We start from the raw sequence: 17,890 nt of genomic DNA, 5'->3' as shown, positions 1-17,890 counted from the left end.
GTTCGATGGGCATCGTCGCGGGCCTCCTGGTCTCGACCGGCCACCTCACCCAGACCGGATCGTCACTGCCGGTGCCCGACTGGGTGGCCCTCGGCTGCTACCTGTTCATTGCCCTAGGAACTCTGTCAGGCGGATGGCGCATCGTCCGGACGATGGGCACCGGCATCACCCGACTACGCCCGGTCAGCGGTTTCTGCGCCGAGACGGGTGCCGCGATCGCACTCTTCGGCTCGACGGCCCTCGGCGCGCCGGTGTCGACAACCCACACGGTCGCAGGCGCGGTCGCAGGAGTCGGCACCACCAACCGCAACAGCACGGTCGACTGGGCGGTGTTCCGAAAGATGGTGGTGGCATGGGTCGTCACCATGCCGTCCGCGGCGATCGTCGCGGCCGCGGTCTACGGCCTCACCCAACTGCCGAGTCTCGCGGCGTCGACCATCGTGCTCGCCGTGCTGATCGCGGGGCTACTCGTGCTGCTGTGGAAATCGCTGCGCGCCGCACCCAAGGCCAGCGACGTCGAAGCAGATCTCGACAAAGAGGCCGAGGAGGAGTTCCCGATGCTCGCGGGAGCGGGTTCGATCATCCCGAGCGGCAAGCCACGACGCCCTCATGGTCACAAGGCGGATTCGCATGGTGACGCCGACGCTTCCGCAACCGGTACGGACGACGCCAAGGCCGCGAAGGAAGCCGAGCAGCGCAAACAACTCGACGAGCTGAACAAGGTCACGGCCGACCAGGTCCCCGAATTGTCCTGGTAATCGGGCGGTCGGGCATGGCGACGTGTCACGCTGAGGCGTGGGCACCATCGACGACTATCTGGCCGAACTCGACGACGACACCGACCGCGCAGTGATCGATCACATCTACACAACCGCCCGTGAGGTCGTCCCCGACGCCGAGCAGAGCAAGGGCTACGGCATGCCCGCCCTCACCTACCACGGCAAGCCACTGCTGTCGGTGATGCGAGCCAAAAAGCACATCGGCATCTATCCGTTCAGCCCGGAAGCGCTCTCGACAGCGGCCCCGGAACTCGAGGGCCTCGACAGGGACAAGGGCACCATTCGGTTCCAGCCGTCTGATCCACCGTCCGACGACGGCATCCGCACCCTCGTCACCGCGCGCCGCGATCAGATCGGCTGAGCTGAAAGGGCATCCGCCGCCAGGGGCGCGTCGCCGATCCGTCATACAGCGCGCGCCGCCCTGTCCGAATTTGGCAAGATCTTGTACATGCGTGCATTTCTGCTCCAGTCGGCGCTCTCGGGCGTCGCGCTCTGGGTGGCCACTCTGATCGTGCCCGGCCTGAGCTTTCAGTTTCCCGACGACGCGTCGGGCTTGGAAAAGTTCGGAATCGTGGTGCTCGTCGCCCTGATCTTCGGTGTGGTGAACGCCTTCATCAAGCCGATCGTGCAGCTCTTTTCGATACCGCTGTACATTCTCACCCTCGGTTTGATTCACATCGTGATCAATGCGTTCATGCTCGAGATCACCTCGTGGATCACGCACAACACGACGCACTGGGGGCTCCAGGTCGACAGCTTCTTCTGGGCTGCGATTTTCGGCGCGCTGGTCATCTCGATCGTCAGTTGGCTGATTTCGATGGTGCTCAAGGAGCCGGTGCAGTAGCGCCGCTATCCGCGCGCGCTGAGGGTGTCGTCGGGCCTCGCCGCCACCGCGAAGTCGATCGTCGCGCGCAACCCTACGCCGAGATGATCGCGGCCAGTTGTTCGACGGGCGTTTCCGATCCGAGCACCTGAATCGTCACGTGATTGGCACCGGCCGCAAGGTGCTCGTCGAGTCGGGCTTTCACCTGCGCGGGAGTGCCATGTGCGACGAGTGCGTCGATCAACGCGTCGCTACCTCCGTCGGCGATGTCCTCATCGGTGTATCCGAGGCGCTTGAGGTTCCTGGTGTAGTTGCTCAGATGCAGGTAGGGCTGGTCGACGGGTGGACGACCCACGGCACGTGCCTCGTCGGCGTCCTCGGTCAGCACCACCTTGTGCTCCGGGGCGAGCAGGGCGTCGGGTCCGAGGATCTTCCTGGCCTCGGCGGTGTGCTCGGGAGTCGTCAGGTAGGGGTGGGCGCCCAGTGACCGCTCGGCCGACATCCGCAGCATGCGCGGCCCGAGTGCGGCGAGCAGTCGACGATCAGGGGGAACCTGCTTGCCGTCCAGAGCGTCGAGGTAGCGTCCGACAGCCTTGAACGGCGTCGTGTACTCCGACGTCGCCTCCGGATGCCCGGCACCGACACCGAGGTAGAAGCGGCCGGGAAAATCGCGCTCGAGTGCGTGGAACTCACCGGCGATGACGTACGGGACGGAGTTCCAGATGTTCACGATGCCGGTGGCGACGGTGATGCGCTCGGTCGCCTCGAGGATCGTGCGAATAGGGTGCAGATTCTTGGGCGACCCGCCGAGCCAGATGGTCCCGTAGCCGAGCTTCTCGATCTCGCGGGCCTCGTCGGGCGAGAACTGCTTGAACCAACCCCACGCGCCGTAGGTGCCGAACTTGGCGATGTGTTCTGCCTTGGTCTGCCCGGCCTTCGATTGCTCTGCCCTGGATGAAGCGGTCATGTTCACAGCGAACCTCATCTTCGCTCGCCGGTATTCCGACGCGTCGAAGTCGTCACCAGATCTTCATCTGATGTCCGACGCACTCGCCCACCAGCGGGCGGATGCGCCCGATCTGTGATGCTGGTCGGCATGCGCGCAGTGATCCAACGAGCAACCCAGGCGAAGGTGACCGTCGACGGCGAGACGGTCGGTCAACTCGACATCGCTCCCGGCGGCTTCGGTCTCGTCGCGCTCGTCGGGGTCACCCACGACGACACTCCGGCGCACGCGACGAAACTCGCCGACAAGATCTGGCGGCTACGCATCCTCGACGGTCCGGACGGGCGTGAGAGTTCTGCCGCAGACCTCGACGCTCCGATCCTGGTGATCAGCCAGTTCACCCTGTACGCCAACACCGCCAAGGGTCGACGCCCCTCCTGGAATGCCGCCGCACCCGGCGCGGTCGCCGAACCGCTCGTCGACGCCGTGGTCGCGGAACTGCGTACCGCCGGAGCGACCGTCGCGACGGGCCGTTTCGGCGCGCACATGGAGGTCTCGCTGGTCAACGACGGTCCGGTGACCCTCATCGTCGACGTCTGAGAGCCCGGCGGCGGCCTCTCATCGGGTGGGCGAGTCGTCCGGCAACCGATACCGTGGTTTACATGGGCCGAATCACAGCACGACGTCGCGTTACCCGCGTTCGTCGCGGCGCGCAGCCGACAACGCGCGTCGACGTGTTGGCCGTCGAAGAGCCGTTGGAGATGCGCGTGAACGGCGAACGGCTCGCGGTCACGATGCGGACCCCGGGACACGATGTCGAACTCGCGTCGGGATTCCTCGTCTCCGAGGGTGCGCTGGTCCGCGCGGAGGACCTCGCCACGGCCCGCTACTGTGCCGGCGCCGGGAGCGCAGCGAGCGGGCCGAGTCAGCCCGGCGCCGGGAGCGCAGCGAGCGGGCCCAGTCTGCCCGGCGCCGGGAGCGATGGGTTGAATTCGTACAACGTGCTCGACGTCGCGCTCGCGCCGGGTGTTGCGTCGCCCGATCCGTCGCTCTCGCGCGACTTCACGATTTCGAGCGCGTGTGGGGTGTGCGGTAAGGACAGCATCGAATCCGTCACCACGCGTTCGCATTTCGACGTCTCCGACGACCCGCTGATCGTCGACGCCGATGCCGTGCTAGATCTGCCCGGTCGGCTCCGCGAACACCAGAAGGTCTTCGCGAAGACCGGCGGCTTGCATGCGGCAGCACTGTTCGACGGTCGCACCGGCGAACTGCGGGTGGTCCGCGAGGACGTCGGGCGCCACAATGCCGTCGACAAGGTCATCGGGTGGGCCCTGGCGCACGATCTGCTGCCCCTGCGTGGCCAGATCCTTCAGGTGTCCGGGCGCGCGAGCTTCGAGTTGGTGCAGAAGGCGATCATGGCGGGCGTTCCGATGTTGTCGGCGGTCTCGGCGCCGTCGTCGCTGGCCGTCGACCTTGCTGAGCAGCACGGCCTGACCCTCGCCGGGTTCGTTCGAGGGGAGTCGATGGTTCTCTACAGCGGCGCCGATCGCGTCTCGTGTAACGACGCGAACCCCGATGAAGAATTCTCGATTGCGACCACTTCGATTGCGACTACACGGAAAGAGACGTCATGAAGAGCTTCTGGTGCGGTGCGGTCATCCCGAATTGCGACGCGACTTTCGAAGCCACGACCGAGGCCGAGATTGTGGAGCTTGTCGTCGAGCATGCCGCCGACGATCACGGGATCGACGACGTGCCCCCAGACACCGTCGCTCGCGTCCGTGAAGTGATCGTCGATCAGTGAGTTCCTCTGATCGGGTCCGCACGGAGCGCATGAGTGCGCGGATCGAGTCGGAACTCGAGCGTGAGGTGGATGCGCTGATTCATTCGGCGCAGGCTCCCAAGGTGGTATTTCAGCCCATCGCCCATCTACCTCAGTTGCGGGTCGTCGGCTACGAGGCGCTGAGCAGGTTCTCGGCGCAACGCCCGGTGGGCCCCGATCAGTGGTTCGCGGCGGCTGCGCGCATCGGGCAAGAGGCCGAACTCAGTGCACTCGTCCTCGAGAAGGCACTGTCGGCGAGAGCCACGCTGCCACGTCGGGCGTTCCTGTCGGTGAACATCTCCCCCGACGTGTTGCTTACCGATCGAATACAGAGATTGCTCGAGCACCGGCCGCTTGACCGCATGGTCTTCGAGCTGACCGAACACTCCATCGTCACCGACTATGACCAGGTCGCTGCAGCCATCGCGCGAGTGCGTGCACTCGGCGGGTTTGTCGCTGTGGACGACGCCGGCGCGGGATATGCCAGCATGCATCACATCCTGACGCTGCACCCCGATTTCGTGAAGCTCGACGGTTCGCTGGTTGCGGACCTGCACCGTGACCCGGCAAAGTCGGCGCTCGTCGAGATGTTCGGCGAGTTCACCAGCCGCATCGACGCCTGGTTGATCGCCGAGGGTATCGAGACCGCCGAAGACCTCCATCGGTTGCGCCAGCTCGGAGTGCCACTGGGACAGGGGTATCTGCTGGGAAGACCCGATGAGGCGATGAATGGAATCGATCCGCTACTCAAGAGTCGCACGCGCGATCTGTGCGAATCGAGAGAGACCGTGGCGCCCTTCATCGAAGCCGGCCGTACCGCACCCGCCGACTCCGACGATTCGGTGCTGCGCACAATGTTCGACGCCGAACCGGAGGTCGCGGCGATCGCACTTCTCGACCCCGGCACGCGTCCGATCAGTCTCGCGGCCCGCCATGGTCCGCGAGATATCGTGCGGCACAGCACCATGCGCGTGAATCGCGCTGCCGGTCGTCGAGAAGTGTTGCGACGCGCCATGACCCGACCGCTGCCCAGCCGGTTCGATCCACTCGTGTGCTGCGACGAGAACGGCAACTACTCAGGCATGGTGCCCATCGACGCACTGATCTCGTCGATGGCTGCCCGTTGACCAAGCAAATCTCGGTGTGCGTTGGACCTCGCCTCGCGCCTCTATAAATAAGTAGGCCGCTGTTAGTAAGTAGTTAGTAACTGCTATCCTTTTTGCGTGTCCACACGTATGTCAGCAGCCGACCGCCGCGAACAGGTGCGCGCGATCGCTGCAGAAGAATTTGCGGCGCACGGTTTACATGGTGCGTCCACGGAGGCGATTGCACGCGAGGCCGGCATCACACAGCCCTACATCTTTCGTATGTTCGGAACCAAGAAGGCGCTGTTCCTCGAACTGGTTGAGGCGTCGTTCAACCGCGTCACCGACGCGATGCTGGAGGCCGCATCGGGAAGTAGCGGACTCGATGCGCTGGCTCGGATGGGACATGATTACTACGAACTCCTCACTGACAGAACCAATCTCCTACTCCAACTGCAGGGATTCGCCGCTTCCGGGGACTCCGAAGTACGCGACGCCGTCCGTGTATGTTTCGCACACATGTGGGACGCGGTCGCCGACGCCACCCACCTCGACCCGGTGACGGTCAAGTCCTTCCTCTCATTCGGCATGCTGCTCAACACGGGCGCCGCACTCGACGTCGCCGAGGTCGACGAGCCGTGGGCCGACGGTGTGCGGACGCTCATCAAGCCCGGTCTGTTCGAGCACATTACGAACGAGACCAATCGATGACAGCCGCGGCCGCAACACAGCCCACCGGGCGACGAGCCACTGCATTGAGCGTGGCACTCGTGGCTGTCGGGTTGGTTGTCGCCGTCGTCGGCAGTCTCGGTGCGCCGCTGATCACCCCGGTGTCGATCGGACTCGGCGTCTCGCTCGACGCCGCGCAGTGGACGCTCACCGTCACGCTGTTTGCTGGCGCGATCGCAGGACCCGTGCTCGGCCGCCTAGGCGGTGGCCCACTGCGTCGACGCGTAATACTGACGTGCCTGTTCATCGTTGTGATCGGCGGCATCCTTACGACGATCACGGCTTCCTTCACGGTGTTACTGATCGGACGTGTGCTGCAGGGCGTCGGACTCGGTGGCGTTCCACTGCTGATGAGCGTGGCACGAAGTCATCTCAGCGATCGCCGTGCGGCCTCGACGATCTCCGCGCTATCGGTGGCCTCGACGGTCGGAATCGGAGTCGGATACCCCCTGATCGGCCTTCTCGACCAAGTCGCAGGACTGCGCGCAGCGTACGGATGCGGCCTCGCGCTCTCGCTCGGCGCGTGGGTCGTCGCATGGATTGCACTACCAGCCGAGTTGCCCGGCCCCCGACCCCGCATCGACTGGCCCGGCGGACTACTACTTTCGGTGGCAACACTCGGACTCTTGTTACTGGTGGCCGAACCCGCTGTGTGGCAATCGCTCTGGTCCGCACTGACCATTCCGACAGTGACGACAGCAGCGTTCGCCTGCTGGGTTCTAGTCGAAATACGCACGGCCGCACCGTTGGTCGACGTCCGACTACTCAGCCAGCCGACGGTGCTGCGCGCCAACATCGCGATGGCGGTGGCGGGCGTCGGCCTGTACCTACTGTTCAGCGTGTTCACCCGATACGTGCAGACGCCCGACGACGCAGCGTATGGATTCGCACTTCCGGGTGTCGCCGCAGGCGCCGCACTCATCCCGTTCTCGGTGCTCGGTTTCGTCGCGGGCAGGGTATCGCCCGCACTCATCGCGCGTCTCACAGCTGGCTGGACGTACATCGGCGCCACCCTGATCGCCATGCTCGCCGCAATCGTCTTCGCTACTGCCAGTGGATCACTGGCGGCTGTACTGGTGGCGATGGGGGTACTCGGGTACGGGGTCGGGGGGATCTCGGCGGCTATGCCAGCGCTCGTACTCGCGGGCGTGCCGGAGACCGAGACCGCCAGCGTGCTGACGATCAACCAGATCGTCAGAAGCATCGGATTCGCCGTCGGTAGCGCACTGGCCGGGCTACTCCTTGCGGCCTCAACACCGGCTGGCCAACCGATTCCCACCGCGCAGGGTTACGTAAGTGCCGCATTGTGGTCACTGCTGCCACTCGGCCTCGGCGCCCTGATCATCGGCACACCTCGACGCCGTTAGCGATCACCGTTCAGAGACGAACACCGGACTCCGCGTCGAACCAGTGCAATTCGCCTGCATACGGGATCAGACCGAGCGACTCGCCGACTATGAACTCGCGCCTGTGGTCGACACGGACGACGATCCGTCCGTCTCGAACGGCGACGTCGGCCGAGCAGTAGACGAATTGCTCTGACCCGAGTTCCTCGACCAGTTCGATCCGCGCCGTCAACGAACCCAGCGTCCCCGGACCGGTGACCTGCCACGACTCGGCCCGCAGCCCGACGACGAGTCGCTGTGGCGCCGAACGAGGAACGGCGATCTCGGCGTCGCCGAGATGCGCACGGCCCGCGTCGATCTCGACGTCGATCAGACACATCTGAGGCGAACCCATGAACCCGGCGACGAACGTGTTTGCCGGATGCGCGTAGATTTCGCGCGGACTACCGACCTGTTGCAGAATCCCCTTGCGCAGCACGGCAACACGATCGCCCATCGTCATGGCCTCGACCTGATCGTGCGTGACGTAGAGCGTCGTCGTACCCAATTCACGCTGGAGTGCAGCGATTTGCGCGCGAGTACTCACACGCAGTTTGGCGTCGAGATTCGACAGCGGCTCGTCCATGCAGAACACCTTGGGGCGCCGCACGATCGCTCGTCCCATCGCCACTCGCTGACGCTGGCCGCCGGACAGTTTCGACGGTTTGCGTTCGAGGAGATCCTCGAGTTCGAGCATCGCGGCGACCTCGCTGACGCGGGTTGCCGTGTCGTCCTTGGACATTCCCGCGTTGCGTAGCGCGAATCCCATGTTCTGCGCGACCGTCATGTTGGGGTACAGCGCGTAGTTCTGAAACACCATCGCCACGTCACGGGATTTCGGTTCGAGACCGACAACGTCATGTCCATCGATGCTGATAGACCCCGCCTCCACCGACTCGAGGCCTGCGAGCATGCGCAGCGTCGTCGACTTGCCACACCCCGACGGCCCGACGAGCACCATGAACTCTCCGTCTGCCACCTCGAGGTCGAGATGGTCGACGGCCGGCGACGCCTCGGGACTGAACCGACGCGTCGCTCCGTCGAAGGTCACTACCGCCACGTCACACTCCCGCCGAGTCGATATCGGGCGAGTCGACAGTGGGTGCGTCGATGGTGGCCTTGTCCATATCGCCTGTGCTGCTCATCATTTCGGCAGCTTCGGCTTGATCTGGGTGTCGTAGATCTGTTGGATCTGCTTGTTCACGTCGGCCATGGTGTCGTTCACATCGGCGTTCTGCAGTCCGATCTTCTCGTACCCCGTACCGATGATCTTGTCGCCGCCGGGCACAAAGACGCGAGCGTAGTTCTGCGGCTTGGTCTTCGGCAACTGATCGATCGCCGTCTTGAAGTTGGGGTTCTTGTCGAGGAAGGCCACCATCGACGGATCGCTCAGCGCCGACTTCCGGACCGGCATGTACCCGACGTTCTGCGAGAAGTACGCCGTGTTGTCGGTGTCGGTGATGAAGTTGATGAACTTCAGCGCGTTGATCTTTCGCGCGTCGGAGATCCGTGCCGGGATCGCCAGGCCGGCACCACCGGTCGGGCAACCGATCGTCCCGTCGGGAGCAGGCAGGAACGCTGTGCCGAAGTTGAACTTGGCATTCTTGGTGATTCCCGAAAGGTCGCCGGTCGACGCCACTGTCGAAGCGATGATGCCGGCGCTGAAATCGCCTGCGATGTCGTTGGATATCTTCGCGTATCGCTTGGTGTTGATCGACTCGCTCAAGTAGTTGGCGGCTTCGATCGTCTTGGGATCGGTGAACTTCAGGTTCCACTCGTCGGAGTAGGCACCACCGAAGGTCCAGGTGGGACCTTGGAACGTCCACCCGAGGTAATCAACAGCATTGCCCCAGCCGTGCGCCTGCTTACCGCCACCGACGACACCCTGGATACGCGGACCCCACTCGTCGAACTCCTGCCAACTCTGCGGACCGCGAGCCGGCAGTCCCGCCTGCTTCCAGACGTCGGCGTTGTAGTAGAACAGCGGCGTCGACCTCGCGTACGGCAGCGCCCACGTCTTGTTGTTCCACTTGTAGTCGCCCACAAGCGAATCGACGTAGTCGGAGGTGTTGACACCCGCCTTGCCGAAGAGGTCGTCGAGCGGAGCGATCGCACCGATGAGCGCGAAGTTGAACCACCACACGTCAGACAGGATGATGATGTCCGGTAGCGATCCGCCCGAGAGTGCGGCGTTGAACTTCTGCGCGGCTTCTTCGTAGTTCTTTCCGGCGTCGACCAATTGGACCTTGACGCCTGGGTTGGCCTTCTCGAAGCGCGAGATCAACTCCTTCTCGACGGCCGTCGACTTGCCCGGATGGTTCGACCAGAAGGTCAGGTTGTTTGCGTCACCCCCGCCGTCGGACCCCTCCGAACTCCCCGATCCCGCGCAGGCCGATACCGCCAGGCCCGCCGCCAACGTGACACCTGCCGCGAGAAAACCGCGGCGAGACAACTCGTGCATTCGTGTGCTCCTGTTCCCCACTGGTTATCGTTCTCTGTCTGTCGCGCAGGTGGTTTCGACACCTGCGCTGATCAAGCTCACCTCGCTGATCAAGCTCACCCCGCTGATCGAGCTCACCTCGCTGATCGAGCTTGTCGAGATCACCCCTTCACCGCCCCGGAAGTCAGGCCCTTGATCATGTGGCGCTGCAGGAGCAGGAAGACGACGAGCATCGGCAGCATCGCGAGCACCGTCGCGGCCATCACCGGGCCCCAGTTCGTCAGGCCGTCGTTGTTCTGCAACTGCGTCAGCCCGACCGGCAGCGTGGCGACGGTGTAGTCGTCGGCCATCAGGAATGGCCAGAGGTACTCGTTCCACTCGTTGACGAGCGTGATGAGCGCAAAGGCAACCATCGTCGGGATCGACAGAGGCAACACCACGCGGGTCAGCAGCCGGAAGTGACCGGCGCCGTCCATGCGTGCGGCTTCGATGATCTCCTGCGGTAACGACAGAAAGTGGTTGCGCATTAGGAACGTTCCGAAGGCGACGCCCGCCAGCGGCAGGATGATCCCGAGGAACGTATTGCGCAGTCCGAGCTGTGCGACGAACGCATAGTTCGTGATCGACGTGATCTGGTTCGGCACCATCAGCGCGGCAATGATCACGATGAACACCACGTTTTTGAACGGAAACCGCAGGAACACAAGCCCATACGCGCTCAGCACGCCGAGCGCGAACTTCACGACGCCCAGGATCGACGTCACGATCAACGAGTTCCGCATGAAGTCCCAGAACGGAACCGACGTCGTCGCCTCGCGGTAATTCTCCGGATGCCACACAGACGGCCACCACACCGCAGGCTGTACGTAGATCTCCGACCGATCCTTGAACGACGCCAACAGAATCCACACGAGCGGAAGTGCGACCAGGAGCACCGCGACGACCATCGCGAGATAACCGAACACCGTCGCAACTCGTTTGCGCCGCGCGTGCGCCGCTGCGCGCCGGTCGACACCAACGGAACTCGTCGACGACGCGCCGCCCGATGTCGTGGACTCCGCCACGACGACGTCGCTCATGCCTGTGCCCGATCCATCACACGTACCTGCACGACGGTCACAACGAGCAGCACGACGAACATGATCGTCGCAACCGTCGCACCGTAGCCTGCGCGGAAGTTCCGGAAGGTCTCCTCGTAGACCTGGTAGACCATCGTCGTGGTGCCGTTGCCGAGCGGGCCTCCACGGGTCATCACGTTGATGATGTCGAAGACCTGTAATGAGTTGAGCAGCACGGTGATCGAGAGGAAGAACGTCGTCGGGCGCAGCTGCGGCAGCAGGACGCGACGGAAGTAGGTGAACCGGCCGGCCCCGTCGATCGCCGCTGCCTCGTCGAGGTCGATTCGCTTCCCCTGCAACGCGGCGAGGTAGATCACGAACGCATAGCCCAGGTTCTTCCACACATAGGTCACGGTGACCATGAACAGCGCCCAGTGTGGTTGCTGGTAGAAGTCCGGCGCCGACCCGAGGTGCAGCCGGTGCATCAGGTCGTTGATCAAGCCGAAACTCGGATCGAACACGAACTGGAACGCGATTCCCACCGCAGCGCCGGAGAGTACGAACGGGGCAAACACAATGGATCGCACCAGGTTTCGGCCACGCAGCTTCCGGTCGAGTAACAGCGCCAACGCGAGTCCCAGCGCCATACTGCCCGCCACCGCCACAACGGTGAAGATCACGGTGTTGACGACGATGGTCCAGGTGTCGGCGCGCGTGAACCATTCCGAGTAATTCGAGAACCCGATGAAGTCGGCACCGGGCGACGAGATGTTCCAGTCGTAGAACGACATTCGGATGTTCTCGATGAGCGGGCGATACGTGAAGACGCCGAGCAACACCAGATTGGGCGCTACAAGCGCGATGAACAGCGCGTAGCTACGCCACGACCGGGCGCGCGACGACGGAAGCACCCGCTCGTTGACTGACGACACCCGGGCAGTATTCAGCCCTTATCTTACGGATTGCGAACGAGATGATTGCACGTCGACGTCCGGAAGGTGTCACGTGCACCACGTCTCATGAATGGAACATGAACACGCCCGAACCCGGACTTTCTTGCGGTTGTTCACAGTCGCGGAAACCGAGCGCCTGGGCAACCGGAAAGAATGGGCGACGGAAGAACGGGCCGGCCGGAAAAGTCAGGCTGGGCGCTGCGTCAGAATGCGCGGGCCGTCGGCGGTGACGGCGACGGTGTGCTCCCAGTGGGCCGCGCGAGAGCCGTCGTCTGTGACGACGGTCCAGCCGTCGGGGAGTTCGGTGGTGTCGGTGGTTCCGAGCGTCAGCATGGGCTCGATCGCCAGCGTCGACCCGATCACCAATAACGGACCGTGCCCGGGGTCGCCCTCGTTCGGAAGGAACGGGTCGAGGTGCATTTCGCGCCCGATGCCGTGCCCGCCGTAACCGTCGACGATGCCGAAGCCGCGCCCAAAGGTCTTCTCCGCCTTGTGGGTTCCGGTCTCGATGGCATGCGAGATGTCGGTGAGGCGCGCGCCGTCGACCATCGCCGCGATGCCCGCCTCCATCGACAGTCGTGTCGCATCCGAGAGGTCCTGGTCGGCCTGCGAGAGTTCGCCGACCCCGAAGGTCCATGCGGAGTCGCCGTGCCAGCCGTCGAGAATGGCGCCGCAGTCGATCGAGACGAGATCTCCCTCGGCGAGCACAACGGTCGACGACGGGATTCCATGCACCACAACGTCGTTGACGGAGCTGCAGATCGAGCCGGTGAACCCGTGGTAGCCCTTGAACGACGGGACCGCTCCCGCGCCGCGGATCACCGACTCGGCCACCTCGTCGAGCTCGAGGGTGCTCACCCCGACCTTCGCGGCGTCGCGAACCGCGACGAGCGCCTCCCCCACAACGGCTCCCGCCGCAGCCATGGCATCGAGCTCTCCAGGGCTGCGGAACGGAACACGTTTGGTCTTACGGAGCCTCATCGCGGATCGATTACCTCAGGAGACCTTGACGCCGAGCGCGCTCAGCACTCGCTGATGCACTTCGTCGACCTCGCCGACGGCGTCGACGGTCTTGACCTGATCGCCGTAGTACTCGAGCAGCGGCGCGGTTTCTTTGTCGTACACCGCCATGCGGTTACGGATCACGTCTTCGGTGTCGTCGGCGCGACCACGTGCGAGCATCCGTTCGACGACGACGTCGGGATCGACGACGAACGAGACGACGGCGTCGAGTTCCGTGTCGAGGTCGGCCAGGATCGAGTTGAGCGCCTCGGCCTGCTCGATCGAACGGGGGAAGCCGTCGAGGATGAAGCCCTTCGACGCGTCGGGCTCGTTGAGTCGTGCGCGAACCATGTCGACGGTGATCTCCGGCGGCACCAGGTCGCCGGCGTCGAGGTACTTCTTGGCCTCGATGCCGATCGCGGTGCCCTGAGAGATGTTGGCGCGGAACAGGTCACCGGTGGAGATGTGCGGAATGCCGAGCGTCTCCGACAGCAGTTCCGCCTGAGTCCCTTTGCCAGCGCCGGGGGGGCCGAGAAAAACAAGTCTCACTTCAAGAATCCTTCGTACTTGCGTTGCATCAATTGACTGTTGATCTGCTTCACCGTGTCCAGACCCACGCCGACCATGATCAACACGGCCGTGCCCCCAAATGGCAGGTTCTGCACTCCCCCGCTGTTACCGATCTCGAGGAAGAGGTTGGGCAGTACAGCGATGATACCCAGATAGATCGAACCCGGGAGCGTGATGCGGCTCAGTACGTAGCCCAGGTAATCAGCCGTCGGCTGGCCGGGACGGATACCCGGGATGAACCCTCCGTACTTCTTCATGTCGTCGGCGCGCTCTTCGGGATTGAAGGTGACAGCGACGTAGAAGTACGTGAAGAAGATGATCATGGCGAAGTAGACGAGGATGTACACCCAGCTACTCGGGTCGGCGAGGTACCGCGAGACCCACGATTGCCAGCCCGACTCAGTGCCGTCGGAACTCTTGGTCAGCTGCACGATCAACTGCGGCAGATACAGCAGCGACGACGCGAAGATCACGGGAATGACGCCGGCCTGGTTGACCTTCAGCGGCAGATAGGTCGACGACCCGCCGTACATCTTCCGGCCGACCATCCGCTTGGCGTACTGCACCGGGATTCGACGCTGACCCTGCTCGATGAAGACCACGCCCGCGATGATGATCAGCGCCGCGAGGCACACGAGACCGAAGACCAGGCCACCACGGCTGGTGAGGATCGCCCGGCCCTCGGCGGGGATGCGAGCGGCGATGCCCGCGAAGATCAGCAGCGACATGCCGTTGCCGATGCCGCGCTCGGTGATCAGCTCGCCGAACCACATGACGAGACAGGCGCCTGCGGTCATGACGAGCACGATGATCGACAGACCGAAGATCGACTGATCGGTGAGCACGTTGCCGCACTCCTGCGGGAGCAGCGTGCCGCGGTCGGCGAGCGCAACGATGCCGGTCGACTGGAGCAGTGCCAGCGCCACCGTGAGGTAGCGGGTGTACTGCGTCATCTTGGCCTGACCGGACTGGCCCTCCTTGCGGAGTTGCTCGAACCGCGGGATGACCACGGTGAGCAGCTGCACGATGATGCTCGCGGTGATGTAGGGCATGATGCCGATCGCGAACACCGAGAGCTGCAGCAGCGCTCCACCGGAGAACAGGTTGATCAGCGAGTAGACCTGATTGCCGCCACCGCTGTTGATGCGGTCGATGCAGGCGTGCACGGTCTTGTAGTCGACGCCGGGCGACGGGACCGTCGCGCCCAGGCGATACAGCACGATGATGCCGATGACGAAGAGGATCTTCTTCCTCAGATCGGGCGTCCGAATGGCCGCGACGAGGGGGGAAAGCACTAACTCCTCCTAGGAACGACCACGCTCGGGTTGTTCGGGGGCCCAGGCGGACCCCACCCCCACGTGCTCGGCAATCGACGTTGATCGGTGGTTGCGTTGTGCGGCAACGCCAGAAACTCTACCGGCTGCCACGACCGGCACTTCTCCGGGACCGCTCCACCTGAAGTTTTCGGCCAGCTCGCCCGACCCGCCGTGCGCTGCGAGTGCACGCACACCGCCGAGTTCGACGAACCAGCCCGCTGGCACCACAGCGGACGGCAGAACAGTGCTGCCGTCCGCTGTGGTCAGAAACGAACTCTCTTACAGTTCGGTGGTGCTGCCACCGGCAGCGGCGATCTTTTCCTTGGCCGACGCCGTGAACTTGTTCGCGGTCACGTTGACCGCGACGCTCAGCTCACCGTCGCCGAGGACCTTCACCAGCTGGTTCTTGCGAACCGCACCGGCAGCGACGAGCTCGTCGACGCCGATGGTGCCGCCCTGCGGGAACAGCTTGGCGATGTCGCCTACGTTGACGACCTGGTACTCGACCCGGTTGGGGTTGGTGAAGCCCTTGAGCTTCGGCAACCGCATGTGGATCGGCATCTGGCCGCCCTCGAAGGCTGCAGGCACGTTCTTGCGTGCCTTGGTGCCCTTGGTGCCGCGACCGGCGGTCTTACCCTTGGACCCCTCACCGCGACCCACACGGGTCTTCTCGGTCTTCGCGCCCGGAGCGGGGCGAAGGTGATGGAGTTTGATGGTCATTGCTCTTAAACCTCTTCGACTGTCACGAGGTGTGCAACCACGTTGATCAAACCGCGGTTGATCGGGGTGTCCTCGCGGGTGACGGTCTGGCGAATGCCCCTGAGTCCAAGGGTCCGCAGGCTGTCACGCTGGTTGCTCTTGGCACCGATGGTGCCCTTCACCTGGGTGATCTTCAGCTGTGCCATGTCTTACACTCCCTGGCCTGCGCGCGCCCGGAGCATACCGGCCGGCGCCACATCTTCGATCGGCAGACCGCGACGTGCGGCGACCTCTTCGGGACGCTGCAGCATCTTGAGTGCGGCCACGGTCGCGTGGACCACGTTGATCGCGTTGTCGGAGCCGAGGCTCTTGGCGAGCACGTCGTGCACGCCCGCGCACTCGAGCACGGCACGCACCGCGCCACCGGCGATGACACCGGTACCGGGGCTTGCCGGACGCAGCATCACGACACCGGCAGCAGCCTCACCCTGAACCGGGTGGGTCACGGTGCCTGCGATCAGCGGAACGCGGAAGAAGTTCTTACGAGCCTCTTCGACGCCCTTCTGGATCGCGGCAGGAACTTCCTTGGCCTTGCCGTAGCCGACACCGACCATGCCCTGGCCGTCGCCGACGACCACGAGAGCGGTGAAGGAGAACCGACGTCCACCCTTGACCACCTTGGAGACACGGTTGATGGTGACAACGCGCTCGAGCTGGTTGCGCTCCTGGTCGCGATCGCGCCCGCGGTCGTTACGACGATCGCGGCCACCGCGGCGGTCGTTGCCGCCCTGGTTGTTGTTGTTGTTGTCGTTTCCGGCGGGTCCGTTTCCGCCGTCACGCTGACGTCCGGGCATCAGAGGTTCCCTCCGGTCATGTTGGTCAAGCTGTTATTGCTGGTCATCAGAACTGCAGGCCTCCCTCGCGGGCGGCATCGGCGAGCGCGGCGATGCGGCCGTGGTAGTCCTTGCCACCACGGTCGAACACGACGGCCTCGACACCTGCGGCCTTGGCGCGAGCGGCGATCAGTTCGCCGACGCGACGTGCCTGTGCCGACTTGTCGCCACCGGATGCACGCACGTCAGCCTCGATGGTCGACGCTGCTGCGAGGGTCTTGCCCGCGAGGTCGTCGATCAGCTGCACGTGGATGTGACGGCTGCTGCGCTTGACTGCCAGACGCGGACGCTGCGGCGTTCCGCTGACCTTCTTGCGAAGGCGGAAGTGGCGATTGCCGGTCGCGGTGCGACGTCGGGTCGACACGTCCTTGCCGATGGGCTTGCGGACAGTTTTGGTTGCTGTATCACTCATGGCTTACTTACCCGTCTTTCCGACCTTGCGACGGATCTGCTCACCCTCGTAGCGAATGCCCTTGCCCTTGTACGGGTCGGGACGACGCAGGCGGCGGATGTTCGCCGAGATCTGGCCGACTTGCTGCTTGTCGATACCCGACACCGAGAACTTGGTGGGCGACTCGACGGCAAAAGTGATGCCCTCGGGAGCCTCGATCGGCACGGGATGGCTGTAACCGAGCGCGAACTCGAGGTCGCGACCCTTGGCTGCGACGCGGTAGCCGACACCGAAGATTTCCATCTTCGTGGTGTAGCCCTTGGTGACGCCGTCGACCAGGTTGGCAACCAGCGAGCGGTTCAGACCGTGCAGTGCACGGTTACGACGCTCGTCGTTGGGGCGGGTCACCACGATGGTGTTGTCTTCCTGCGCCACCTGAATGGGGCTGGTGACAACGTGGCTCAGCTCGCCCTTGGGTCCCTTCACGGTGACCGTCTGTCCGTCGATGGAGACGGTGACGCCCGCGGGGATCTCGATCGGATTCTTACCGATACGCGACATTGTGCTTACCTCCCCTTACCAGACGTAGGCGAGGACTTCGCCGCCCACGCCCTGGTTGGCTGCCTGGCGATCGGTGAGCAGACCGGACGACGTGGAGATGATGGCCACGCCGAGGCCGCCCAGGACCTTGGGCAGGTTGGTGGACTTTGCGTACACCCGCAGACCCGGCTTGGACACGCGGCGAAGGCCGGCGATGCTGCGCTCACGGGAGGGGCCGTACTTGAGGGAAACGACGAGGTTCTTGCCGACCTCCGCATCTTCGGTGCGGTAATCGGTGATGTAGCCCTCGCGCTTCAAGATCTCGGCGATGTTCACCTTGAGCTTCGACGACGGGAGGGTCACCTCGTCGTGGAACGCCGAATTGGCGTTACGCAGACGTGTCAAGAAGTCTGCGATCGGGTCAGTCATGGTCATGGTTGACCGTCAACCTTTCTC

23 protein-coding genes are annotated in these 17,890 nt (G+C 64.0%); 9 read left to right on the top strand and 14 right to left on the bottom strand.

Features of this window, described 5'->3' with window-relative positions; genetic code table 11:
• From A5777_RS07750 to A5777_RS07740, 3 genes are all read left to right on the top strand, one after another.
• A partial coding sequence (locus A5777_RS07750; protein ID WP_197502317.1) for an inorganic phosphate transporter occupies positions 1-758 on the top strand: 758 nt, incomplete at its 5' end.
• 37 nt (positions 759-795) lie between these two features.
• Positions 796-1,140 carry an iron chaperone gene (locus tag A5777_RS07745; protein ID WP_064862204.1) on the top strand — a complete coding sequence of 115 codons (345 nt, stop codon included), beginning with the start codon at positions 796-798 and terminating at the stop codon, positions 1,138-1,140.
• Positions 1,141-1,227: 87 nt separating this feature from the next.
• Positions 1,228-1,623, top strand: a complete 396-nt coding sequence (locus A5777_RS07740) for a phage holin family protein (protein WP_064862203.1) — start codon at positions 1,228-1,230, stop codon at positions 1,621-1,623.
• 73 nt (positions 1,624-1,696) lie between these two features.
• Here A5777_RS07740 and A5777_RS07735 read toward each other — a convergent pair whose 3' ends face one another.
• Complete coding sequence (locus tag A5777_RS07735; protein ID WP_064862202.1) at positions 1,697-2,569, bottom strand: LLM class F420-dependent oxidoreductase; 873 nt, start codon at positions 2,567-2,569, stop codon at positions 1,697-1,699.
• Positions 2,570-2,698: 129 nt separating this feature from the next.
• Between A5777_RS07735 and dtd the strand changes: the two genes are divergently transcribed.
• From dtd to A5777_RS07705, 6 genes are all read left to right on the top strand, one after another.
• Positions 2,699-3,148: a D-aminoacyl-tRNA deacylase gene (gene dtd, locus A5777_RS07730; RefSeq protein ID WP_039856660.1), complete on the top strand. Its 450-nt coding sequence runs from the start codon at positions 2,699-2,701 to the stop codon at positions 3,146-3,148.
• A 62-nt stretch (positions 3,149-3,210) separates the two neighbouring features.
• Positions 3,211-4,185 carry a formate dehydrogenase accessory sulfurtransferase FdhD gene (fdhD, locus tag A5777_RS07725; protein WP_064862201.1) on the top strand — a complete coding sequence of 325 codons (975 nt, stop codon included), beginning with the start codon at positions 3,211-3,213 and terminating at the stop codon, positions 4,183-4,185.
• Positions 4,182-4,355 carry a DUF1059 domain-containing protein gene (locus A5777_RS07720; RefSeq protein ID WP_064862200.1) on the top strand — a complete coding sequence of 58 codons (174 nt, stop codon included), beginning with the start codon at positions 4,182-4,184 and terminating at the stop codon, positions 4,353-4,355. Before fdhD ends, A5777_RS07720 begins: the two co-directional genes overlap by 4 nt.
• Before the next feature lie 29 nt (positions 4,356-4,384).
• Positions 4,385-5,500, top strand: coding sequence for an EAL domain-containing protein (locus tag A5777_RS07715; RefSeq protein ID WP_064862206.1), 1,116 nt, complete (start codon positions 4,385-4,387; stop codon positions 5,498-5,500).
• 96 nt (positions 5,501-5,596) lie between these two features.
• A complete protein-coding gene (locus tag A5777_RS07710) occupies positions 5,597-6,169 on the top strand; it encodes a TetR/AcrR family transcriptional regulator (RefSeq protein ID WP_331710581.1) in 573 nt (190 codons plus the stop codon).
• On the top strand, positions 6,166-7,554 hold the full coding sequence (locus A5777_RS07705; protein ID WP_064862198.1) for an MFS transporter: 1,389 nt from the start codon (positions 6,166-6,168) through the stop codon (positions 7,552-7,554). Before A5777_RS07710 ends, A5777_RS07705 begins: the two co-directional genes overlap by 4 nt.
• Positions 7,555-7,564: 10 nt before the next feature.
• Here A5777_RS07705 and A5777_RS07700 read toward each other — a convergent pair whose 3' ends face one another.
• The 13 genes from A5777_RS07700 to rpsH all read right to left on the bottom strand — a co-directional run bounded on the left by A5777_RS07700 (position 7,565) and on the right by rpsH (position 17,869).
• Entirely contained in the window at positions 7,565-8,632 is a 1,068-nt protein-coding gene (locus A5777_RS07700) for an ABC transporter ATP-binding protein (protein ID WP_064862197.1), read from the bottom strand.
• Between the two features lie 84 nt (positions 8,633-8,716).
• Entirely contained in the window at positions 8,717-10,033 is a 1,317-nt protein-coding gene (locus A5777_RS07695) for an ABC transporter substrate-binding protein (RefSeq protein WP_064862196.1), read from the bottom strand.
• 140 nt (positions 10,034-10,173) lie between these two features.
• Positions 10,174-11,091 carry a carbohydrate ABC transporter permease gene (locus tag A5777_RS07690; RefSeq protein WP_064862195.1) on the bottom strand — a complete coding sequence of 306 codons (918 nt, stop codon included), beginning with the start codon at positions 11,089-11,091 and terminating at the stop codon, positions 10,174-10,176.
• On the bottom strand, positions 11,088-12,002 hold the full coding sequence (locus A5777_RS07685) for a carbohydrate ABC transporter permease (protein ID WP_197502315.1): 915 nt from the start codon (positions 12,000-12,002) through the stop codon (positions 11,088-11,090). Before A5777_RS07685 ends, A5777_RS07690 begins: the two co-directional genes overlap by 4 nt.
• Positions 12,003-12,209: 207 nt before the next feature.
• Positions 12,210-13,004 (bottom strand): type I methionyl aminopeptidase, encoded by a 795-nt coding sequence (gene map / locus A5777_RS07680; protein WP_064862193.1) that lies wholly within the window; start codon positions 13,002-13,004, stop codon positions 12,210-12,212.
• 15 nt (positions 13,005-13,019) lie between these two features.
• Entirely contained in the window at positions 13,020-13,574 is a 555-nt protein-coding gene (locus A5777_RS07675; protein WP_064862192.1) for an adenylate kinase, read from the bottom strand.
• On the bottom strand, positions 13,571-14,890 hold the full coding sequence (gene secY, locus A5777_RS07670; protein WP_064862191.1) for a preprotein translocase subunit SecY: 1,320 nt from the start codon (positions 14,888-14,890) through the stop codon (positions 13,571-13,573). The genes A5777_RS07675 and secY overlap by 4 nt, the downstream gene beginning before the upstream one ends.
• A 300-nt stretch (positions 14,891-15,190) precedes the next feature.
• Positions 15,191-15,631: a 50S ribosomal protein L15 gene (gene rplO / locus A5777_RS07665; RefSeq protein ID WP_064862190.1), complete on the bottom strand. Its 441-nt coding sequence runs from the start codon at positions 15,629-15,631 to the stop codon at positions 15,191-15,193.
• 5 nt (positions 15,632-15,636) lie between these two features.
• Positions 15,637-15,816 (bottom strand): 50S ribosomal protein L30, encoded by a 180-nt coding sequence (gene rpmD / locus A5777_RS07660; protein ID WP_005208385.1) that lies wholly within the window; start codon positions 15,814-15,816, stop codon positions 15,637-15,639.
• A gap of 3 nt (positions 15,817-15,819) precedes the next feature.
• On the bottom strand, positions 15,820-16,464 hold the full coding sequence (rpsE, locus tag A5777_RS07655) for a 30S ribosomal protein S5 (RefSeq protein ID WP_064862189.1): 645 nt from the start codon (positions 16,462-16,464) through the stop codon (positions 15,820-15,822).
• Between the two features lie 46 nt (positions 16,465-16,510).
• The gene (rplR, locus tag A5777_RS07650) at positions 16,511-16,915 is read right to left on the bottom strand and encodes a 50S ribosomal protein L18 (RefSeq protein ID WP_064862188.1); all 405 of its coding nucleotides are present in this window, start codon (positions 16,913-16,915) and stop codon (positions 16,511-16,513) included.
• A 3-nt stretch (positions 16,916-16,918) separates the two neighbouring features.
• Positions 16,919-17,455 (bottom strand): 50S ribosomal protein L6, encoded by a 537-nt coding sequence (gene rplF, locus A5777_RS07645; RefSeq protein ID WP_005208387.1) that lies wholly within the window; start codon positions 17,453-17,455, stop codon positions 16,919-16,921.
• 15 nt (positions 17,456-17,470) lie between these two features.
• Positions 17,471-17,869, bottom strand: a complete 399-nt coding sequence (gene rpsH, locus A5777_RS07640) for a 30S ribosomal protein S8 (protein WP_005170410.1) — start codon at positions 17,867-17,869, stop codon at positions 17,471-17,473.
• Positions 17,870-17,890: the final 21 nt, after the last annotated feature.

Source organism: Gordonia sp. 852002-10350_SCH5691597 (assembly GCF_001665715.1).
GTDB lineage: Bacteria > Actinomycetota > Actinomycetes > Mycobacteriales > Mycobacteriaceae > Gordonia > Gordonia sputi.
Note: the sequence above shows the minus strand (reverse complement) of the source record. Positions and strands in the feature narration are given on the sequence as shown.